This is a genomic window from Streptomyces sp. NBC_00094, from assembly GCF_026343125.1.
Taxonomy (GTDB): domain Bacteria; phylum Actinomycetota; class Actinomycetes; order Streptomycetales; family Streptomycetaceae; genus Streptomyces.
In genome coordinates, this window is the sequence record NZ_JAPEMB010000001.1 from 4,259,556 (window position 1) to 4,277,870 (window position 18,315).

Genomic DNA, 18,315 nt, shown 5'->3' on the forward strand with positions numbered 1-18,315 from the left:
CCTCCGCCTTGCGACCGCACGCACCAGGCCCCGCTCCCTGATCCGGCCTGATCGACAAGACGCCCCCTAGGAATTGGAGTGCGCTCCAAGGCAAGGGAACGCCCGCCTGGCCGCACGTCTGACCGGCCGGCCGAGGAATCCGGTCACCAGGGCGTGCAGGACGTCGGGCCGCTCCAGGTGCACGTCGTGGCCGGTGCCGGGCACGCCGACCCCGTACAGCCCGGGCCGGAGCCGGGCCATCTCCGCGTACTCCTCGTCGCCGATGATCCCGCCCTGCTCGCCCTGGCCGAGGACGGCGAGGGTCGGGCAGGTGATGGCCGTCCACTCGTCCCAGAAGGCGCGGGTGGCGTTCTCGTCGAGCGCCCGGACCATGACGTCGGCGTCGAAACGCGGCCACAGCCCGTCGCCGCGCGTGTCGAGTCCGTCGGCCCACCCCTCCCCGACGGGCCGCTTCCCGCCCCCGAGGTACGCGACGGCCGCCTCCCGCGACGGGAAGGGCACCGGCCAGGCGGCGAACCAGTCGCCGATGGCGGCCTGGACGCCGGGGTTCGAGCCGCCGGGACCGGCCTCGACGAGGACGAGGGCGGCCGGCAGCCCGGGGTGGGCGGCGGCGGTGAGGAGGGCGGTGTGGCCGCCGAGCGACTGCCCGACCAGCACGGGACGGTGGAGCCCGAGTTCCCTCACCACGGCCACCACGTCGGCGACGTAGGCGGCACGCGAGACGTCCGCGGGCCGCCGCTCGCTGCTCCCGTGACCGCGCTGGTCGAGGGCGAGGACCCGGTATCCGGCGTCCCGCAGGGCGAGGGCGGTCGCGTCCCACTCCCCGGCGTGCCCGGCGAGCCCGTGGAGGAGGAGGACGTCGGGCCCGGAGCCGCCCCAGTCGCGGCAGGACAGCCGTACGCCGTCCCGTACGACGACCCGCTCGGTCCAGCGGGAACTCAAGGAATCCGTCATCCCCCGATCCTCCCCTACGGGTTGAGGAGCTGGTCGGCGACGGCGGTACGGGCGTAGAGGACGGAGCGCCCGCTGCGGTGGGCAGTGACGAGGCCGGCGTTCCGCAGGGCGATGAGGTGCTGGGAGACCCCGGCGGCGGACAGCCCGCAGTGGGTGGCGAGCTGGGTGGTGGAGGCGGGGGTGTCGAGCTCGGTGAGCAGCAGGGTGCGGGAGCGGCCGAGGACGGCGGCGACGGCGTCCGTGGCGGCGGTCGTACGGGGCTCCCACAGGGTCCCGATGCCCCGGGCCGGATAGGCGAGTTGGGGCGGATCGGGGTGGACGGAGCGGGTGAGGACCTTGGGCCAGGCGAAGGCGGAGGGGATGAGGAGCAGCCCGGAGCCCGCCTGGTCGCGGGTGAGCGCGCAGTGGCGCCGTACGAGCCGCAGGGTGCCGTCGTCCCACCGTACGGTCTCGTGGAGTTCGCTCAGGACCCGCGCCGAACCGTGCTCGGCGACCTGGCGGGCCCGGTGGAAGACGTCGGCCTCCAGGAGCTTCTGGACCCGGGCCCAGTAGGGGGCGAGGGCGAGCTCCCAGTACGCCTCGATCTCGTCGGCGACCTTGGCGAGGGCGGCTTCGGGGGCCTCCCGCAGCAGACGGATCCGGGGTCCGTCGACGCCCTCGACCCCGAGCCGCCGGAGGTCGTCGCGCACCTGCTCGGGCGGGGTGCGGCGGATGGCGTCGACCTCGGCGTCGAGGGTGGGGAAGGGGCCGGTGGGGGTGGGGGTGAGGAAGTCGGCGAGGTAGCCGTGGGCGGGAACGAGCGCGGCGAGCCAGCCACGGTCGAGCCCGGCGCGGACGACGCGGGGACGGACCTGGGCGGCCCAGCGGCGGTGCGGGGAGGTGTCGGACGGCCGGGAGAGGACGCGGAAACTCGTGACGGTCTCCCACATGGGGGAGACGGCGAAGCGGGTCTGGGCGAGGTCGGCGGCGGAGAAACTGAGCCCGGAGTCCATGAGTGCGTGCCCGTCCTTCTTCAGCCTGTCCGAACGAATGGATTCGTGCTGAGCTTAATCATTGGAGGCGGGATGCGGGCCGGCCGCAAGATCGGCCCATGCCCTCCTCCTTCCGCGGTCTCCCGCCCGTCGTCTGGACGATCTTCGCCGGAACGATCGTCAACCGTCTCGGCTACCTCGTCACCCCGTTCCTGGTCTTCTTCCTGGCCTCGCGAGACGTGACCGGCGCCGACACCTCGTACGTCCTCGGCGCCCTCGGCGCGGGCAACCTGATAGGCCCCGCCGTCGGCGGGATCCTCGCCGACCGCATCGGCCGCCGCCCCACGATGCTGATCGGCCTGATCGGCGCGGCGGCGGCGCAGGGAGCACTGTTCCTGGCGCCCGGGGTGTGGACGATGGCGGCGGCTTCGCTGCTGATCAGCACGGCCGGCAGCGCGGTCTCCCCGGCGGCGTACGCGTTGCTGGCCGACGCGGTCGACGGCGAGAACCGGCAGCGGGCGTACGCGCTCTTCGGCTGGGGCGTGAACATCGGCTCAGCCGTGGCGGGCGTCCTGGGCGGCTACCTCGCGGCGCACGGCTACTGGCTGCTGTTCGCGGTGGACGCGGGCTCGATGCTGATCTTCGCCGGGGTCGTGGCGGTCCGCCTGAAGGAGCCGGCCCGCGCGGCGACTCCGGAGGACGGGGCCGAGGCGAAGAAGGACGGCACCGGCTACGGAGTCGTCCTCCGCGACCGCCTCGCGCTGCTCCTGCTCCCGCTGTTCGGCATCCAGCTCTTCGTGTACTCGCTGACCGAGGTCGCCCTGCCGCTCGCCGTCCACGACAGCGGCCTCTCGCCGGCGGTGTACGGGGCGATGGCGGCGGTCAACGCGGTCCTGGTCGTCGCCCTCCAGCCCTTCGCGACGGCGCGGCTGGCCAAGCTCCCGCAGCTCGCGGTGCAGAGCGCCGGCAGCGTCCTGATCGCGGTGGGCGTGGCGCTCACCGGCCTGGCCGACGGGATCGTCGGCTACACGGTGTCGGTCGTGGTCTGGTCGCTGGGCGAGGTCGTCGTCGCGGGGATCGCCGCGGGCGTCGTCGCGAACCTGGCCCCGGCACACGCCCGCGGCCGCTACCAGGGAGCCTTCAGCTGGACCTGGGGCACGGCCCGCTTCGCGGCCCTGACGGTGGGCGTCGCGGCGTACACGACGCTGGGCCCGGCGGCCCTGTGGTGGACGGCCCTGGTGGCGGGCACGGCGGCCGCGGCGGCGACGGTGGCCCTGACGACCCGGGTCCAGCGCCGCACGGCCCACGAACTGGCGGCCTGAGGCGCTACGCTCCGCCGCCCTCCGCCAGCGTATGGGCGACGAGGGCGTTGGCGTGTCCGTGCCCGAGACCGTGCTCGGTCTTCAGCCACGAGACGAGCTCCATGTGCTGGGTGAGGGGCGAGGAACGGATGAGCTCCTGCCACTCGGAGACGGGCCGCCCGTACTTCTTCTCGATGGAGGGAAAGTAACTGGCGGGACCCTTGGCGACGGCGGGGTTCTCGGACACGGCATTCTCCTCACGGCCTGTACACATGGACTCGACATGAACGTAGACCGCCGCCCCCGGCAGAACTCATCGCCGGGCGAGGATCAATCCCGTCGAATGTGCTCGGGATCGATGTGCCGCCGCACCATGGGTACGGAGGCGAGGGCGGCCGCGAGGAGCACGGCCAGCGCGCAGGCGAAGAGCCACGGCAGCCCTTCCCAGTCCCAGTGCACGGCACCGCCCCCGGTGATCAGATAACTGGACTCGGCGAGCCACCCGGTGACGATGGCCGCCCCCAACCCCACCACCAGCGGCAACACCACCTGCACGACCTGCACCACCCGCAACGTCCCGGCCCGAGCCCCCAACAAGGCGAGCGCGGTGACCTGCCCCCGCCGCTCCATGGCCCGATCGGCAACGGACACGACGAACGCGGCAACCCCGATGACCAGCCCGAGCACCATGCCGACGACCAGCAGACTCCGAATCACGGTGAGCTGAGCGAGCGCATCGATCACGATCCCGACGGGCTCGACGGACGCGGTGGGCGCGATGGCCCCGACCCCGTCGAGAACGGAACGGATGGTGGCGGGGTCGGCGTCACTGACGAGGGTGAGGGTGCCGGCCGAATCCACCAGATTCGGAGGCACGAGCGCAGGCGGCACGAGCAGGGTGCCCGAGTCGAAGACGGACACGTCATAGGGGTGCACGTCGACACGCTCACGCGGGACGGTGAACACGACCTTCCGCCCGCCCGCCACCTCGAAGGGGTAGCGCTCTCCCGGTTTCGGGTCGTATTCGAAGGTGGTGCGGTCGTCGCGTAGTTGCATGATCTTCCCGTCGACACAGCCCGACACCCGCTGGGTGTAGTCGGTGAGCTGCGCGCAGGTGGCGACGACTAGGTCGGTGCCCGGTACGTAGCTCTCGCTCGGCGAACTCCAGGAGCCGTACGAGACCAGCTCGGTCCGGACGCCCGGAACCTTCGCCAGAGCCTGGCGCTGCGCAGGCTCGAGTTCACTCAAGCTGATGTTGTACTCCTGGAGAGGAGCGGTCCTCCGGCTGACCTGGTCCAGCTCGACGAGCACCCCCTGCGTGAGTGAGGCCCCGAACAGCAGCAGCACGAGCCCGGTGGCCACCCGCAGCGAGGACCCCGGATCGACCTCCGTACGCCGCATAGCCAACGCCACGGGAAGCGACTTCGCCACCCCGGCCAGCCGTCGCGCGAGCCAGGCGGTGATCGGCGCCAAACCGAAGACGAGCCCGGCACCGGTCAACAACACGGCGCCGGGCACGAGTACGGAACTGGCCGAGCCTCCGGACGGGTCCCGCCCCATCACGCTGAGCACGCAGTACCCGCCGATGACCCCGATCCCCGGGATCAACAGCAGAGTCCCGTACTTCCTCGGCGGCTTGCGCTCCCCAGTCCGCCGGACGCTGATCGGCGACAGGGCCGCCCGCCGCGCACTGAACAGTCCGACGACCCAGGCGAGGGCCGGACACCCGAGCAGGCACACGGCCACCGTCGAGGCTTCGGGCCGCCCGTCCGCCGGGTACCAGTGCAGCCCGGGCAATCCGACCCGCGCCATGACCTCGTTGATTCCGAGGTACCCCACGACCCCGAGTACGGCCCCGACAAACGTGGCGACCAGGCTCTCCCCGGCATTGACGCGAAGGGTGTCCCTGAAGCTGAGCCCGACGAGACGGAGAGCGGCGAGGCGACGGGCCCGGGATTCTCCGGAGAGCCGTGCGCAGACGGAGAGGAAGATGACGAGGGGGAGTAGCACGATGCACCCGAGGGTGAACCGCAGGATGTCGAGGGTTGAGGACTCGATGATCCTCTGTGAGGAGTGCGCGCGGCCGAACCCGCCGAGCGGGATCGCGTCGGGAAGCGCAGTGGGAGTAGTACCGATGTACGCGTAGAGGTCATCGGGGCTACCCAGCCCCTTCGGCCCGATTGTTCCGGTCACGCGACCAGGCACAAGGCCAGTTGCCTTCGGGTTGGCGGAGAGGATGTCGCGCAACCTGGGTGATACGACGGCCTCGCCGGCCTCCGGGAGTCTGTCGACGCCCGGAGCGACAGGCGCGAGACCTGATGTCGTGCGGGCGACGAAGACGCGACGGAGCGGCTGCACACCGTACGGATCCTTGCGTTCGAGGTGAACGAAGGATCCTCCTTCGCCAGTTCTGGTTTCCCTGGCAGCGGTGCGGGCGTCGTGCACGGCGAGGATCGAAGGAATGGTGAGAACAGCAGCCAGACACGCTACGCCGAGCGCGGAGCCGAGTGCCATGAGGAGGAAGCGAACCCGCCCCCTGCGGTCAGTGCCCCACAGTAGGTGCATCCCAAGGACGAATGCGTTCACACTGCCACCCGCTGGGCCAGGACGCCGTCGGACATTGTGTACTGGGTGTCAGCCTTTGCTGCGACGTCCGCATCGTGCGTGACGATGACCACAGCCGTCTTCTGCCGACGTGCCAGGTGGAGGAATTCCTCCAGGACAGTCGCCGCGTTGGCGCTGTCGAGGGCTCCGGTCGGCTCGTCCGCGAACACGATGTCGGGTCGGTGCACCAGGGCGCGTGCCACCGCCACGCGTTGGCTCTGCCCACCCGAAAGCTTCGAGGTCCTGCGCCGCAGCAGATCGCTCATCCCGAGTCGCCCCAGCACCTGGCCAGCCATCGCATTCGCATGTGACCTACTGATGCCAGCGAGTCGCAGGGGAAGAGCCGTGTTTTCCTCGACGGTCAGCTCCGGCAGCAATTCTCCGTACTGGAAGACGAAACCCAAGCGCGTCCTGCGCAGGGCGCTCAGCTCTCCATCGGGGAGAGAGGAGAGCTGTACCCCATCGAAAGACACCGTGCCGCTGGAGGGTGGCAGAACCCCGGCGAGGCAGTAAAGCAAGGAGGACTTCCCCGAGCCGCTGCTGCCCATGATGGCGGCCACTTCGCCACGCTTGAGCGTGAAGTCGGCACTGCTGACGGCCTGGTGTGTGCCGTAGAAGAGATCCACGCCCTCGGCGTGGAGGATGACATCCATCGTGATGCGCTCTCCTTTGGGACGGGAGCCGCCTTCCGACGGCTCCCGGAACCGTCGACTGTTAGCGCTCGAACTTTCGAAGATCGGAGCAGTTATCCGGCCGCAAGGATCCGCGGTCACGGCATAGCTGCACTTCTACGAAGTCAGTCACCAGCAGTGCACCGTCGAAGAAGACTTTGTCGACAGCAACGGTCTTTCCCTGAATACCCTTGGTGCGGATCCACGGGTATCCCTCCACCTTTGAGTTGATGTAGACGTTGTGGCCGTCGTTGCTAATGAGGTCCTCCAACCGCCCCTTCACGCGGAGTCCACCGTGCTTCTGGAGCTGGGGCTCCCACATGTAGCGCCCCGTGAACTTGGCGCCGGTCGTGGTCATCGTCAACCCATGCCACGAGTCCGCCACCGCCACCCCCATCCCCCCGAAGAACAGCCCCGCGGCCACCACCGCCGTTGCCAACTTCCTCATCGATAACCCCTGTTTGGTTGAACCAGCCGGTCATCACAGAAAGTATCGGCATCACTACACACCGGATACCGCAGTAACGTCCCTCCCGCTCAGCACCCCTCGATCCGGTGAACGGACCCTTGGAAGGGCAGCGCGAGGTAGGCCCGGTGGCGGGATGGGCGACGGCCGTAGGGCAGTGAGCAGGCAGCCGGGTGCGGCTACGGGCGGGCCGCCCGTTCCTCCGGCACCGCATCGGCAGGTGCCGTCACGCCGCCTTCGGTGTCGCCCCGCGGTGGCCGCGGAACGTGCGGCGGTACACGTCCGGCGGGACGCCGAGGGCGTTGTGGAAGTGGCGGCGCAGCGTCGCCGCCGTGCCCATGCCCGTGCGGGTCGCGATGAGTTCGACCGTGTCGTCCGTGGTCTCCAGGAGCTCCTGGGCCCGGTGGATCCGCTGTGTGTGCAGCCAGCGCAGCGGCGTCGTGCCGGTGGTGGCGGTGAAGCGCCGGGTCAGGTTGCGGGTGCTCATGTTCGCCCGCCGGGCCAGATCCGGGACCGTCAGCGGCTCGTCGAGTCGGCCGCTCGCCCAGTCCAGCAGGTCCGAGAACGCGTAGCCGCTCTCGACGGCCGTCGGCGCCGCGACGAACTGCGCCTGGGCGCCCGCCCGTCGGGCCGGGACCAGCAGTCGCCGGGCCAGCTCGTTCGCGACGGCGGCGCCGTGGTCGGCGTCGACGAGGTGCAGGCACAGGTCCATGCCGGCCGCCTTGCCGGCCGAGGTCAGGACGTTCCCGTCCTCGATGTAGAGGACGTCCGGGTCGACCTCGACGCGCGGGTACCGCGCCGCGAGGGCGTCGGTGTGCGCCCAGTGCGTGGTGGCCCGGCGGCCGTCCAGGACCCCGGCCGCGGCGAGGACGAACGCCCCCGTGCACAGCGACACGATCCGCGCCCCCCGGTCGTGCGCCGCGCGCACCGCGGCCACGAGGTCGGCCGGAGGTTCGGCGTCGACGTCGTCCCAGGACGAGACGATCACGGTGTCCGCCTCCGCGAGGGCGTCGTAGCCGTGCGGGGTGTCGATGCGCAGCCAGCTCCCGAGCCGCCCCTCGCGACGGTCTCCCGTGGTGTCCGGTCCGCAGACGCGGAAGTCGTACCAGGTGTCGGTGAGTTCGCGGTCGACGCCGAACACCTCGCAGGCCGCGGCGGTCTCGTACAGCATCGCCCCGTCGTACAGCGCCAGCACCACAGACGTCATGCCGCGAGTGTACGCATCCCGCCGGCGCTCACCGCTGGGCCGACGTGTCGTCGGTGCGCCCCGGTGCGCGCGCGGCGTCGGCCAGGGCGCGGTCCAGGGGGGCGAAGAGGGTGTGCTCGGCCGGGAGGATCCCGCCGGGGCCGAGGTCGCGGTCGAGGCCGGTCGCCTTGAGGGTGCGTACGAGGCCGGGTTCGGCGCCCGCGATGACGAGGCGGCCGCCGTGCCGGTGGAGCTCGGCCACGTACCGGCGGAGGAGTTTGACGACGGTCGAGGACGGGACGTCCGGGACGCCGCGCATGACGAGGACGAGGACGGCACCGTCCGCGTCGTCGGTGCGCGGCAAGGCGGCCTCGATGTGGGGGAGTTCGGCGAAGAAGCCGATGCCGTCGTAGTAGAGGACGGTGGTCTCGCCCGCGGTGAGCCGTTGCGGCGGCTCGGCTGTGTGCCAGCGGCCCTCCGCGTCGCGGACGAGGGCGACGAGACGGGCGCGGCGGGCGGCCTGGGCGCAGTAGAGGAGCAGGGAGAGGACCGCGCCGAGCACGATGGCCTGCTGGAGCGGGAGCTGGGTGGTGGCGAGGAAGGTGAGGATCATCGCCGCCGACGACAGGCGCGAGGTGCGGAGCACCAGCAGGATGTCGTGGCGCTTCCCCCAGATCAGCTCGCCGCCGACGACGAGGATCAGCCCGCCGATGACGGGCATCGGGATGCGCTCGGCGAGCGGGGCGCAGACGAGGACGATGAGGGCGAGCAGGATGCCGGAGAAGATGCCGGCCCAGCGGGTGCGTGCTCCGGCGGACACGGCGACGCCCGTACGGGACAGGGAGCCGCCGGAGGGCAGCGACTGGAAGAGGCCGCCGGCGAGGTTGGCCAGGCCCTGGGCGGCGAAGTCGCCGTTGACGGAGGAGCGGGAGCCGTCCGGGTTGGGTACGGAGGGGCCGATGCTCGCCGCCTGGGCGAGGGCCACGAGGGCGACGGCGACCGCGCCGCCGAGCAGCTCGGGTACGACGGACAGGTCGGGCGCGGAGAAGCCGGGCAGCGAGGCGGGGATGTGGGCGATGTCGCGGACGAGTTCGACGTCCGTGCCGAGGACGGCCACGGCGACGCTCGCCAGGACCATCGCGACGAGCAGCGCGACGGGTTCGAGGCGCTTCACGAGCCGGGTCACGGCCCAGACGGCGATCGTGGCGACGGCGACGAGGGTGGCGCCGAGCGCCCAGTCCCCTATATGGGCCAGCCAGTCGACGAGTTGGTAGAGGCGGTTGTGCCCCTGGGGCTTGTAGCCGGTGGCGTCCTTCAGTACGCCGGTGACGATCTGGAGGGCGATGCCGGTGGCGAAGCCGGTCATGACGGCGTTCGACACGAAGCTCATCACCGCCCCGAGACGCAGTACGCCCATCAGGAGCATGACGAGCCCGGCGAGGAGCGTGAGGGTCGCGATGTTGCCGGGGTCCTTCGCGTCGAGGCCCGCGTCGGACAGCACGCTCTGGGAGGTGAGGGCGATGGCGCTGGTGAGGGTGGTGACCATGAGGACGGTGCGGGCGGTGAAGGAGCCCACGATCGCGGGGACGACGCCGGCGTAGAGACCCGCGACGGGGTTGAAGCCGGCGATCGCCGCGTACGCCATGCCTTCGGGGATCGAGAACAGGCCGGTGACGAGACCGGAGCCCACGTCCGCGGGCTGGGGCCGTCCGAGCCGTCCGAGCCGTCCGAAGGTACGGGCACGGAGCCGCCGGAACCCGCTCGACGGCGGCTCGCCGGCCCCGCTCGCCGACTCCGCTCCCGGCTGCCCCGGCCCTTCCTCGGGGTCCGCCCCCTGCCGCCCCGGCCCTTCCGTGGAGTCCGTGGAGCCCGTCCCCTTCTTCTCGGGTCCGGGCTCCCGCCCCCCTACGGTCATGCGGCCAGCCCGCTCAGCGCGTCGCCCACGTACTTCGCGCCGAGGACCACGAGCAGCGTCGTCATGATCGCCGCGTTGTGGCGGGACATCCAGGTCTTCCAGCCGCCCAGGATCTGCGCGGACCGGTCACCGCCGAGGAGGAACACGGCGAGCGGTGCCAGGGTGCAGAGGGAGGCGATCAGCACCATCAGGACGGCCGCGAGGGTCTTGCCGCCGGCCGAGGCGCCGCTGCCGGCGATCGAGACGGCGCCGCCGACCGCCAGGACCAGGTTCTTCGGGTTGGCGACCGCGAGGGCCGCGGCGAGACCGGCCGCCTTGGCGGGCGTGAACCGGTCGATCGCCTTCATCCAGCCCGGCGGCTCGGGCTCCTGCCCCTCCCGGGGGCGGTCCTTCCACTGCTTGGCGCCCATCAGGAGGAACAGCAGACCGAGTCCGAGCTTGAGCCACAACGTCCAGTCGGCGGGCCCGTCGTCGCCGGAGGCGTCCGCGCTCGATCCGAGCAGGACGACCGCGGTCACCACGACCGAGAGGGAGACCACCCAACTCACGGTGAAGGCCGTACCGTTGCCGCGCCCGCGTGGGGTGGCCAGCATCAGGACGACCGCGATGAGCGGGATGGGGCTGATGGCGATGCCGACGGCCGAGGCCAGCATCTGTCCGACGGCATCACCCATGAAGCCTCTGCCCTTCCCCTGTGCTTACGTGAACTCGGCTCAGGCGGAGAAGACTTCGCGGAGCTTGGCTTCCTTCTCGCCGTCCAGGTTCGACTGGATCAGCTCGGCGTGCCCGGTGGGGAAGGCGTTCCGGACGCGGTCGACGACGGCGTCCGAGGAGAGCAGGAACAGCGCGGAACTTCCGGGCGTGACCTTCGACTTGACCGAGTCGATGAAGTCGTCGTCGATGCCGACGTCGGCCATCTTGCCGCCGAGGGCGCCGGCCGCCGCGCCGACCGCCGCGCCGAGGAGCGGCATGAAGAAGAGGAGGCCGAAGAGCATGCCCCAGAAGGTGCCGGAGAGCGCGCCGGCGCCGGTGAGGTTGTTCAGCTGCTTCGTCTTCGGCTTGCCCGCCTCTTCGGGCCAGCTGACCGTGGCTGCGTCGAGGACCTTGATCAGCCCCTGCTTCTGCAACTGGAGCAGGGTGTCCTCCACCGCTCCGGCGCCCTCGGGTCCATCGAACTTCCATACGGTCAACGTGGCCACGTTCAGCCTCCACAAGCTCGCCCTACGGCGATCGGCAACAGGTAGGCCTAAGTAAATGCGGTGATCATGAAGTGCGCATCTCGGACATATGGGTGATGGGTCGAGAGGGGGTCGGCCCTCCGGCTTCCTCGTAGGAGTGATCATCGGTGCGCCTGCGTGAAGGCGTGCGGCGCCCTGGCCAAGGTGGCGCGCATGCACCTTTCCCCCTCTCCTTCCTCCCTCCTCCGCAGGGGCCTGCTCCCGTTCGTGGCCGCGGTCGCCCTCCTGGGTACGGCCGGCGCCTCCGTGGGCACGGCGGCGGAGTCGTGCGGGTCGATCATCACGGCTCCGCTCGCCTCGCCCGTCTCGGCGGACGACCCGTGTCCCAGCGCGGACCCGGTCGTGTGCCGGATCCGCGTCCTGCCGATGGACGAGAAGGTCGAGGCCCAGCGGACGCGGATCCGGTACCACGGGCTCCTGGAGGACATGCACCGCACGGAGGCCGACATGCGCGAGGCCGGCTTCACCGACGAGGAGATCGCCCGGGAGCTGGTCGACATGCGGAACCAGGCGAAGGAGATCACCCGCGCGGGCATGAGTCCGGAGGAGGTCCGCATCCTGGAGGAGCGGAACCTCGCCAAGTACGGCAACCCGCTCGGCCCGAACGCGGACCAGCTGTACGCCAAGTACGGCTCGTGGCAGCAGGTCATCGACGCCTCGATGCGTACGAGCTACGCCGTCGACCGCGAGCTCAGCCTCGAGTACCGCCCCTGCCCCGTCTGACGGGCTCGTCGGGAGCGCACCCCGGACATGCCGAAGGGCCCCACCGCGAACGGTGGGGCCCTTCGACAAAGTGAGACTGTGAACAGAGCGGAGCTCGGCGTCTTTCTGCCTTACTTGCCGGTGTCCGGTCCGTACCACTGAAGGGCCTGGCCGGTGACCGCCGCGATGCATTCGAAGTCGCGGTCGCAGTGCAGGAGCGTCAGCCCTTGCAGTTCCGCCGTAGCGGCCACGACCAGATCCACGGCTCCGGCGCTGCGGTGCTGTCCTCGCTTGGTGAGCGCTTCCTGTACCTGCCAGGCGCGGCCGTAGGCGCGGTCATCGACCGGCACCCATCCGAAGAGCAGGCGCATGTCCTCGATGCCTTGAGCGCGGTCTGCCGCGGAGCGGGCGCTGTAGAAGAATTCGAGCTCCGTGATCGGGCACGTCGCGATGAGTCCGGCGGCGGCTGCCTGGTCCCAGCCGAACTGCTCGGCGTCGGTGCGCATGAAGCGTGCCAGGGCGCTGGTGTCGATCAGGAACTGCGCGGCGTTCACCGACGGTAATCGCCCTTCTCCTGGAAGAGCTCCAGGTCGAAGGCGCCGTCGGCGGAGGCCGCGCGCAGTCGGGCGAGTGCGAGCGCCCTCCGCCGGTTTTCGAGTACCTCGCGCAGCGCGGTGTTGACCGTCTCCTTCTTGGTGCTGGTGCCGAGTGCTCGGGCGACATCGGCCAGCAGCTCGTCGTCGAGGTCGATCACGGTTCGACTCATGGGGCATCCCTCCTGATATCACCTGTGCCATCAAATATATCTCGATGGATGTCCGGTGTCCCGGCTTCCTCGGGGAGTGATGCCGCCGCTCCTCGGCGTGGGCGTACGCCAGGTCGTCTGCCTACGCCGGCATGACACCGTGGATGCGGGAGAGCGTGAAGACGCGTTCGGCGTCGCGTAGGTGGCACCACGCTTCCAGGTAGGGCGGGTCGAGTTCGAGGCGGCCGAGGGTGCGCACGGTGCGGCTGCCCGAGGCGGCGACGTACTCGACGGTGATGGCCGCGCCCGTGGTGATGGCGTGGGCGAGTTGGCGGACGTCCGTGTACGTCAGCTGCTTTGCGTATCCGGCGACGATCTCCTCGGTGTCCGTGCCGAAGGGGACTCCGTTGCCGGAGGGGTCGGGCTTCGGAGCGGTCGGCGGGGTGGCCAGCAGTCGGACCGCCAGGCCGAAGGAGTCGACTGCGGCAGGCGCCTCCGCCGCTCGGTGTGCCGAGCGTCCGGTGCCGGCCTTCGTGGTGGGCTTCCGAGGGGCAGGAACGGCGGCGGCCCGTCGAGGCGGCACCTTCTCGATGCGTACGGTCCCGTCCGTGCCCTCGGCGACGGGCGCATAGCCCTGGTCCCGGAGCGCGGCGAGGGTCTTGTCGGGCGAGCTGCCGCTGACGAGCACCGTCGGGGCGAGCTGCCGCAGCCCGAGCGCGGCGAGTGCCCGGTGGGCGGCGAGCTCGGCCAGGAGCGCGGGTTCGTCGCTGTGGATGACGCAGGCGGCGGGGGCGACGCGCATACGGCCGTGACGGCGGGCGGCGTCGGCGACGAGATAGGACAGGGGCTGCGGCAGGGGGCCGTCGGCGACGGCGGTCAGCTCGGCCGAGATCTCGTCCGGAGCGCGACCGGTGTCCAGGGCGCGGCGGACGCTGTCGCCGCTGAAGCGCCATACCGAGGCCGTGCCGCTGGTCTCCCGGTCGGCGGTCGAGTCCAGGAGCTCGGCCAGGCGTGCGGAGGGCGTACCGGTGACGATGGCGGTGAGGTCGCCACCGAACCGGGCTGTTCTCGTGGCCTCCGGCAGCAGCCGTCGACATGCGACGGCCAGTTCCTCCCGGTCACCGGTCACCAGGGCCGCACCGAGCCGGGTGAGAGCGCCTCGGGCGATGACGCCCGTCAGCTCGGCCTCGCGGACCGTCGCGGCGAAGGGCGTCTCGTCGTGGGACGACGGATGAGCGAGCGGACGGTGCCAGGCGACGAGCGGACCCAGATCGGTGCCGACCTGCACACCCTGACCCTCGGGAAGCGCTGCCGCCCCTGCGAGCAGCCCGCGCCGGGCCTGCAGGCAGGCGCTGCAGCGAGGGGCCCCGGCCGCGACAGGAAGCGACTTGTCGTCCTCGTCGCGGGACTGCGAGGGAGTGAACTGCAGGTTCCACCATGCGTGGAGCAGGTCGACGAACTGCGCTGCCGGTTCCTGCACCGCCCAGGTGTCGTACACCGCGGTGGGTGCGATGCGGTCGCCGTCGGCGCCCAGCAACCCGACCGAGTAGGCGATCTCCAGGGTGATGCGTACCACCGCGTCGTCGGCCTGCGCGGCCTTGCCGATCCGCCCCAGTTCACGCGCGCCGATCCCGCCGGACTTCAGCCGGGCCGGTGGAGCCGCCGAGCAGGCGGACAGGACCGAGGCGGCGTGGGCAGCGAACGCCGTGGCCGCCGCCGCTGCCTCCCGTTCCACCTCCACCGCGGGGACGGGCACCAGCTCCGCCACGGGCGGTACGGGATCGAACGGCGCACGCCAGTCCGGCCCGCGCAGCGCGAGTGTCACTTCGGCGGGCATGCGGGCCGGCCCGTATCCGTGGCGGTTGCGGATCAGGAACCCCCTGTCCAGGGCCCATCGCTCACCCGGCGGGACATCGGTCGTGGGAGCTCCGAACACGACGAATTCCGTGTGCTGAGGTGCGGACTTCGCTCGTCGCTCCAGCAGCCGCCGGGCGGCCGAAGGGGCCTTCGCGATCACCGCGGCGACGTGTTGCGGATCGCCATGGTGTTCCAGGACAGCGGCCGTGCGCTGCTGCCTGGTGCCGGGCGGCTTGATGCCCAGTGCCACGAGCATGCCGCGCAGCTCCTCGGAGGTCACGCCTTCCAGCAGCTCCTCCAGCGGTGCGTCCAGCCCGAGAGGCGCGTCCCACGCCTGCCGCAAGGGGGCGGCCATGTGGAGGTTCCCGTCGCCGTCCGGCCAGACCAGTGCGTGATCGGCCAGAGCCTCCAGAACGGCGTCCAGTTCCCGAGCGGCAGTGGGTGCCGTCGCTCCCAGCGCCCTCGCCAGGGCGCCGCGCGACAGGGGAGTTCCCGAGGCGGCCAGGGCCTCGGCCACTTGGAGGCAGGGCAGCGGTAGCTGTGGCAGGACGAGCGCCACCGAGCCTGGCCGCAGAAGACGTTCCGCCGACTCCTCCATGGAACGTGGCTCCGGCGGCGCCACGGCGTCCTTCCGTATCCCGAGTACGTGCGACAGCCGTGGGGCGTCGAGGCCGGCCAGCCAGGCCGTCAGCGTGGATCGGGACGTCATGGGGAGCACCTCGCGAGGCCGGGAAGCACGGCGGGGGACCGGAGCGGTCCCGAGCGGAGCCAAGAATCGCGCATTCGATGGGTCCACCGTCGCCACTCGGCGGGGAGTTCACCCGCAGAGGGCGGGCTGTCGATGGAGCTGGAGTGCGGGCGATCCTGGCGCGCCGTACGAGATGTCGTGAATGCCCGAGATAAACGAGACGGGAACTGAGACCAGGACGTGCCGAAGGGCCCCATCGCGAACGGTGGGGCCCTTCGACAAATTGCCCGGTGAGAGCAATGGCGGAGGATACGAGATTCGAACTCGTGAGGGGTTGCCCCCAACACGCTTTCCAAGCGTGCGCCCTAGGCCACTAGGCGAATCCTCCGGTCGGAACATTACATGACCGAGGAGGGTGCTCGCGAACTCGATCCGATCAGGGTCCGGAGAGATCGGTACGGGGGTCGGCGTGGGGGTCGGCGCGGGGCCCGGAGGGCGAGGCGGGCGGGAGTCAGTGGGGAGGCCGGAGAGAGGGCCGGGCGGGAGGCCGGAGAGGGTGTCGGGCAGGCGGCCGAGAGGGGAGTCGGAGAGGGGGTGGTCGTGGGGGTCCCGGGATCGGGTACGCTGGGCGGAGCCCCTCACGCGGCGCTATCTGACTGAACTCCCCCAGGGCCGGAAGGCAGCAAGGGTAGGTTGGCTCTGGCGGGTGCGTGGGGGGCGCTTGCGTTCCCGGATCGGGGCGCGTGGGCCGGGGTGCGGAAGCGGTCCCGGCCGGGTTCTGCCCGGTGGTTTTTCCCGGGTTGTCGGTGGGCGCCTATAACCTCGTATACGTGTCGTCTCTCGCGCTGTACCGCCGCTATCGCCCCGAGTCCTTCGCCGAGGTCATCGGGCAGGAGCATGTCACCGACCCGTTGCAGCAGGCCCTGCGGAACAACCGGGTCAATCACGCGTACCTGTTCAGCGGGCCTCGCGGGTGCGGAAAGACGACCAGTGCGCGGATTCTGGCCCGGTGCCTGAACTGCGAGCAGGGTCCGACCCCGACGCCCTGCGGCGAGTGCCAGTCCTGCCGCGACCTCGCGCGGAACGGGCCGGGTTCGATCGACGTCATCGAGATCGACGCCGCGTCCCACGGTGGTGTGGACGACGCCCGTGACCTGCGGGAGAAGGCCTTCTTCGGGCCCGCCTCCAGCCGGTACAAGATCTACATCATCGACGAGGCCCACATGGTCACCTCGGCGGGCTTCAACGCCCTCCTGAAGGTGGTCGAGGAGCCGCCGGAGCACCTCAAGTTCATCTTCGCCACGACCGAGCCCGAGAAGGTCATCGGGACCATCCGGTCGCGGACCCACCACTACCCCTTCCGCCTCGTGCCGCCCGGCACCCTGCGGGAGTACCTCGGCCAGGTCTGCGGGCAGGAGGGCACCCCCGTCGAGGACGGCGTGCTGCCGCTCGTCGTCCGCGCCGGCGCCGGGTCCGTGCGTGACTCGATGTCCGTGATGGACCAGTTGCTCGCCGGTGCCGCCGACGACGGTGTGACGTACGCCATGGCGACCTCCCTCCTCGGGTACACGGACGGCTCCCTGCTCGACTCGGTGGTGGACTCCTTCGCCGCCGGTGACGGCGCCGCCGCCTTCGAGGTCGTCGACCGGGTCATCGAGGGCGGCAACGACCCCCGGCGGTTCGTCGCCGACCTCCTGGAGCGGCTGCGCGACCTGGTGATCCTGGCCGCCGTGCCCGACGCCGCCGAGAAGGGGCTCATCGACGCCCCGGTCGACGTCATCGAGCGCATGCAGGCCCAGGCGTCCGTCTTCGGCGCCGCCGAGCTCAGCCGCGCGGCCGACCTGGTCAACACGGGCCTGACCGAGATGCGCGGTGCCACCTCGCCCCGGCTGCAGCTGGAGCTGATCTGCGCCCGCGTGCTGCTGCCCGCCGCCTTCGACGACGAGCGTTCCTTCCAGGCGCGCCTCGACCGCCTGGAGCGCGGGGTCGCGTCCGGCGTCGGCCCCGGTGCCGGGCCCGTCTTCACGCCGGCGCCGCCGTCGCCCGCGATGGCGTACGTGCCCGGGCCCGATGCCCATACCCCGATGGCCCCGCCCCCGCCCGCCCCGGCACCCGCGCAGCCCGCCCCCGCCCCGGTGGCGGCTGCCCCCGCCCCCGCCGCCGAGCCCGCCCCCGCGCAGGCCCAGCCCGCCGCGCCCCGGCCCGGTGCCTGGCCCGGAGCCGCCGCGCCCGGCAGTGGTGCGCCCGGCGCCTGGCCCGGTGCTGCCGCCCCGGCCGCCCAGCCCGCGCAGGCCCCGGCGCCCGCCGCCCCCGCCCCCGTACACGCGCAGCCCGCGCCGCAGGCCCCCGCACCCGCCGCGGGCGGTGGCGGCGGTGACACGGCGCAGGTGCGGAACCTGTGGCCGCAGATCCTCGAAGCCGTCAAGAACAAGCGCCGCTTCACCTGGATCCTGCTCAGTCAGAACGCGCAGGTGGCCGGCTTCGACGGCACCACCCTCCAGCTCGGCTTCCTCAACGCCGGCGCCCGGGACAACTTCGCGAGCAGCGGCAGCGAGGAGGTCCTGAAGCAGGCCCTCGCCGAGCAGTTCAACGTGCAGTGGCGGGTCGAGGCGATCATCGACCCGTCGGGTGGCGCCGCGCCGCCGCCCGCCGCCGCCAACTTCGGCGGTGGCCGCCCGGCCGCCCCCGCCTTCCAGCAGGCCCCGCCGACCGCACCCGTACAGGCGCAGTCCGCCCCGGCCGCCGCCTTCCCGCAGGCGTCCGCCCCCGGCTTCGCCCCCGCTCCGGCGCAGGCCCCCGCGCCGGAGTACGCGCCGCCCGCGCCGCAGCCCGTGGCGCCCGAGGACGACGTGCCGGAGGAGGACGATCCCGACCTCGTCGACTCGGCCCTTTCCGGGCACGACCTGATCGTGCGCGAGCTCGGAGCCACCGTTGTGGAGGAATACACGAACGACTAGGGCCGTCTCGCTCGGTGGCCCGCACAAGGGGCATCCCGCCCCGCGGGCTACTCTGGCAGG

16 protein-coding genes, 1 tRNA gene and 1 other RNA gene are annotated in these 18,315 nt (G+C 71.5%); 4 read left to right on the forward strand and 14 right to left on the reverse strand.

The genetic code is table 11. The annotated features are described in order from the left end of the window. Positions 1 to 66: 66 nt before the first annotated feature. Both OG580_RS18735 and OG580_RS18740 read right to left on the reverse strand, forming a co-directional pair. Positions 67 to 954, reverse strand: a complete 888-nt coding sequence (locus tag OG580_RS18735) for an alpha/beta fold hydrolase (protein WP_267044822.1) — start codon at positions 952 to 954, stop codon at positions 67 to 69. A gap of 14 nt (positions 955 to 968) precedes the next feature. Beyond that, the gene (locus tag OG580_RS18740) at positions 969 to 1,946 is read right to left on the reverse strand and encodes a DUF5937 family protein (RefSeq protein ID WP_267044823.1); all 978 of its coding nucleotides are present in this window, start codon (positions 1,944 to 1,946) and stop codon (positions 969 to 971) included. Positions 1,947 to 2,044: 98 nt separating this feature from the next. Here OG580_RS18740 and OG580_RS18745 point away from each other — a divergent pair, with 98 nt between their 5' ends. Continuing rightward, positions 2,045 to 3,247 (forward strand): MFS transporter, encoded by a 1,203-nt coding sequence (locus OG580_RS18745; protein ID WP_267044824.1) that lies wholly within the window; start codon positions 2,045 to 2,047, stop codon positions 3,245 to 3,247. A gap of 4 nt (positions 3,248 to 3,251) precedes the next feature. Here the strand turns inward: OG580_RS18745 and OG580_RS18750 are convergent, their stop codons facing one another. The 8 genes from OG580_RS18750 to OG580_RS18785 all read right to left on the reverse strand — a co-directional run bounded on the left by OG580_RS18750 (position 3,252) and on the right by OG580_RS18785 (position 11,267). Further along, entirely contained in the window at positions 3,252 to 3,473 is a 222-nt protein-coding gene (locus OG580_RS18750) for a DUF4287 domain-containing protein (RefSeq protein ID WP_267044825.1), read from the reverse strand. Between the two features lie 83 nt (positions 3,474 to 3,556). Continuing rightward, positions 3,557 to 5,740 (reverse strand): FtsX-like permease family protein, encoded by a 2,184-nt coding sequence (locus OG580_RS18755; RefSeq protein ID WP_267044826.1) that lies wholly within the window; start codon positions 5,738 to 5,740, stop codon positions 3,557 to 3,559. A gap of 68 nt (positions 5,741 to 5,808) precedes the next feature. Beyond that, positions 5,809 to 6,483 (reverse strand): ABC transporter ATP-binding protein, encoded by a 675-nt coding sequence (locus OG580_RS18760; protein WP_267044827.1) that lies wholly within the window; start codon positions 6,481 to 6,483, stop codon positions 5,809 to 5,811. 61 nt (positions 6,484 to 6,544) lie between these two features. After that, a complete protein-coding gene (locus OG580_RS18765; RefSeq protein WP_267044828.1) occupies positions 6,545 to 6,949 on the reverse strand; it encodes a hypothetical protein in 405 nt (134 codons plus the stop codon). Between the two features lie 244 nt (positions 6,950 to 7,193). Continuing rightward, entirely contained in the window at positions 7,194 to 8,174 is a 981-nt protein-coding gene (locus tag OG580_RS18770; RefSeq protein WP_267044829.1) for a helix-turn-helix domain-containing protein, read from the reverse strand. 28 nt (positions 8,175 to 8,202) lie between these two features. Next, the gene (locus tag OG580_RS18775; RefSeq protein ID WP_267044830.1) at positions 8,203 to 10,068 is read right to left on the reverse strand and encodes a SulP family inorganic anion transporter; all 1,866 of its coding nucleotides are present in this window, start codon (positions 10,066 to 10,068) and stop codon (positions 8,203 to 8,205) included. Next, positions 10,065 to 10,742 (reverse strand): GAP family protein, encoded by a 678-nt coding sequence (locus tag OG580_RS18780; RefSeq protein ID WP_267044831.1) that lies wholly within the window; start codon positions 10,740 to 10,742, stop codon positions 10,065 to 10,067. The genes OG580_RS18775 and OG580_RS18780 overlap by 4 nt, the downstream gene beginning before the upstream one ends. Positions 10,743 to 10,781: 39 nt before the next feature. Next, positions 10,782 to 11,267: a DUF1269 domain-containing protein gene (locus OG580_RS18785; RefSeq protein ID WP_267044832.1), complete on the reverse strand. Its 486-nt coding sequence runs from the start codon at positions 11,265 to 11,267 to the stop codon at positions 10,782 to 10,784. Positions 11,268 to 11,459: 192 nt separating this feature from the next. Between OG580_RS18785 and OG580_RS18790 the strand changes: the two genes are divergently transcribed. Further along, the gene (locus OG580_RS18790) at positions 11,460 to 12,029 is read left to right on the forward strand and encodes a hypothetical protein (protein ID WP_267044833.1); all 570 of its coding nucleotides are present in this window, start codon (positions 11,460 to 11,462) and stop codon (positions 12,027 to 12,029) included. Positions 12,030 to 12,139: 110 nt separating this feature from the next. Here the strand turns inward: OG580_RS18790 and OG580_RS18795 are convergent, their stop codons facing one another. The 4 genes from OG580_RS18795 to OG580_RS18810 all read right to left on the reverse strand — a co-directional run bounded on the left by OG580_RS18795 (position 12,140) and on the right by OG580_RS18810 (position 15,686). Beyond that, positions 12,140 to 12,562 (reverse strand): PIN domain nuclease, encoded by a 423-nt coding sequence (locus OG580_RS18795; protein ID WP_267044834.1) that lies wholly within the window; start codon positions 12,560 to 12,562, stop codon positions 12,140 to 12,142. Further along, complete coding sequence (locus OG580_RS18800) at positions 12,559 to 12,774, reverse strand: type II toxin-antitoxin system VapB family antitoxin (RefSeq protein WP_046777527.1); 216 nt, start codon at positions 12,772 to 12,774, stop codon at positions 12,559 to 12,561. The genes OG580_RS18795 and OG580_RS18800 overlap by 4 nt, the downstream gene beginning before the upstream one ends. A gap of 121 nt (positions 12,775 to 12,895) precedes the next feature. Continuing rightward, on the reverse strand, positions 12,896 to 15,319 hold the full coding sequence (locus tag OG580_RS18805; protein ID WP_267044835.1) for a helicase-associated domain-containing protein: 2,424 nt from the start codon (positions 15,317 to 15,319) through the stop codon (positions 12,896 to 12,898). 279 nt (positions 15,320 to 15,598) lie between these two features. Next, a tRNA-Ser gene (locus OG580_RS18810) sits at positions 15,599 to 15,686 on the reverse strand. Between the two features lie 241 nt (positions 15,687 to 15,927). Between OG580_RS18810 and ffs the strand changes: the two genes are divergently transcribed. Together ffs and OG580_RS18820 are read left to right on the forward strand one after the other, a co-directional pair. Next, an RNA gene (gene ffs, locus OG580_RS18815) (signal recognition particle sRNA small type) lies at positions 15,928 to 16,026 on the forward strand. A gap of 102 nt (positions 16,027 to 16,128) precedes the next feature. Further along, on the forward strand, positions 16,129 to 18,255 hold the full coding sequence (locus tag OG580_RS18820) for a DNA polymerase III subunit gamma and tau (protein ID WP_267044836.1): 2,127 nt from the start codon (positions 16,129 to 16,131) through the stop codon (positions 18,253 to 18,255). The last annotated feature ends 60 nt before the right edge of the window (positions 18,256 to 18,315 follow it).

Excerpts from the sequence above, each read along its gene's own strand:
- OG580_RS18735 (WP_267044822.1), bottom strand. The coding sequence starts at position 954 with ATGACGGATTCCTTGAGTTCCCGCTGGACCGAGCGGGTCGTCGTACGG.
- OG580_RS18740 (WP_267044823.1), bottom strand. The coding sequence starts at position 1,946 with ATGGACTCCGGGCTCAGTTTCTCCGCCGCCGACCTCGCCCAGACCCGC.
- OG580_RS18745 (WP_267044824.1), top strand. The coding sequence starts at position 2,045 with ATGCCCTCCTCCTTCCGCGGTCTCCCGCCCGTCGTCTGGACGATCTTC.
- OG580_RS18755 (WP_267044826.1), bottom strand. The coding sequence starts at position 5,740 with ATGGCACTCGGCTCCGCGCTCGGCGTAGCGTGTCTGGCTGCTGTTCTC.
- OG580_RS18760 (WP_267044827.1), bottom strand. The coding sequence starts at position 6,483 with ATGGATGTCATCCTCCACGCCGAGGGCGTGGATCTCTTCTACGGCACA.
- OG580_RS18765 (WP_267044828.1), bottom strand. The coding sequence starts at position 6,949 with ATGAGGAAGTTGGCAACGGCGGTGGTGGCCGCGGGGCTGTTCTTCGGG.
- OG580_RS18770 (WP_267044829.1), bottom strand. The coding sequence starts at position 8,174 with ATGACGTCTGTGGTGCTGGCGCTGTACGACGGGGCGATGCTGTACGAG.
- OG580_RS18775 (WP_267044830.1), bottom strand. The coding sequence starts at position 10,068 with ATGACCGTAGGGGGGCGGGAGCCCGGACCCGAGAAGAAGGGGACGGGC.
- OG580_RS18780 (WP_267044831.1), bottom strand. The coding sequence starts at position 10,742 with ATGGGTGATGCCGTCGGACAGATGCTGGCCTCGGCCGTCGGCATCGCC.
- OG580_RS18790 (WP_267044833.1), top strand. The coding sequence starts at position 11,460 with ATGCACCTTTCCCCCTCTCCTTCCTCCCTCCTCCGCAGGGGCCTGCTC.
- OG580_RS18800 (WP_046777527.1), bottom strand. The coding sequence starts at position 12,774 with ATGAGTCGAACCGTGATCGACCTCGACGACGAGCTGCTGGCCGATGTC.
- OG580_RS18805 (WP_267044835.1), bottom strand. The coding sequence starts at position 15,319 with ATGACGTCCCGATCCACGCTGACGGCCTGGCTGGCCGGCCTCGACGCC.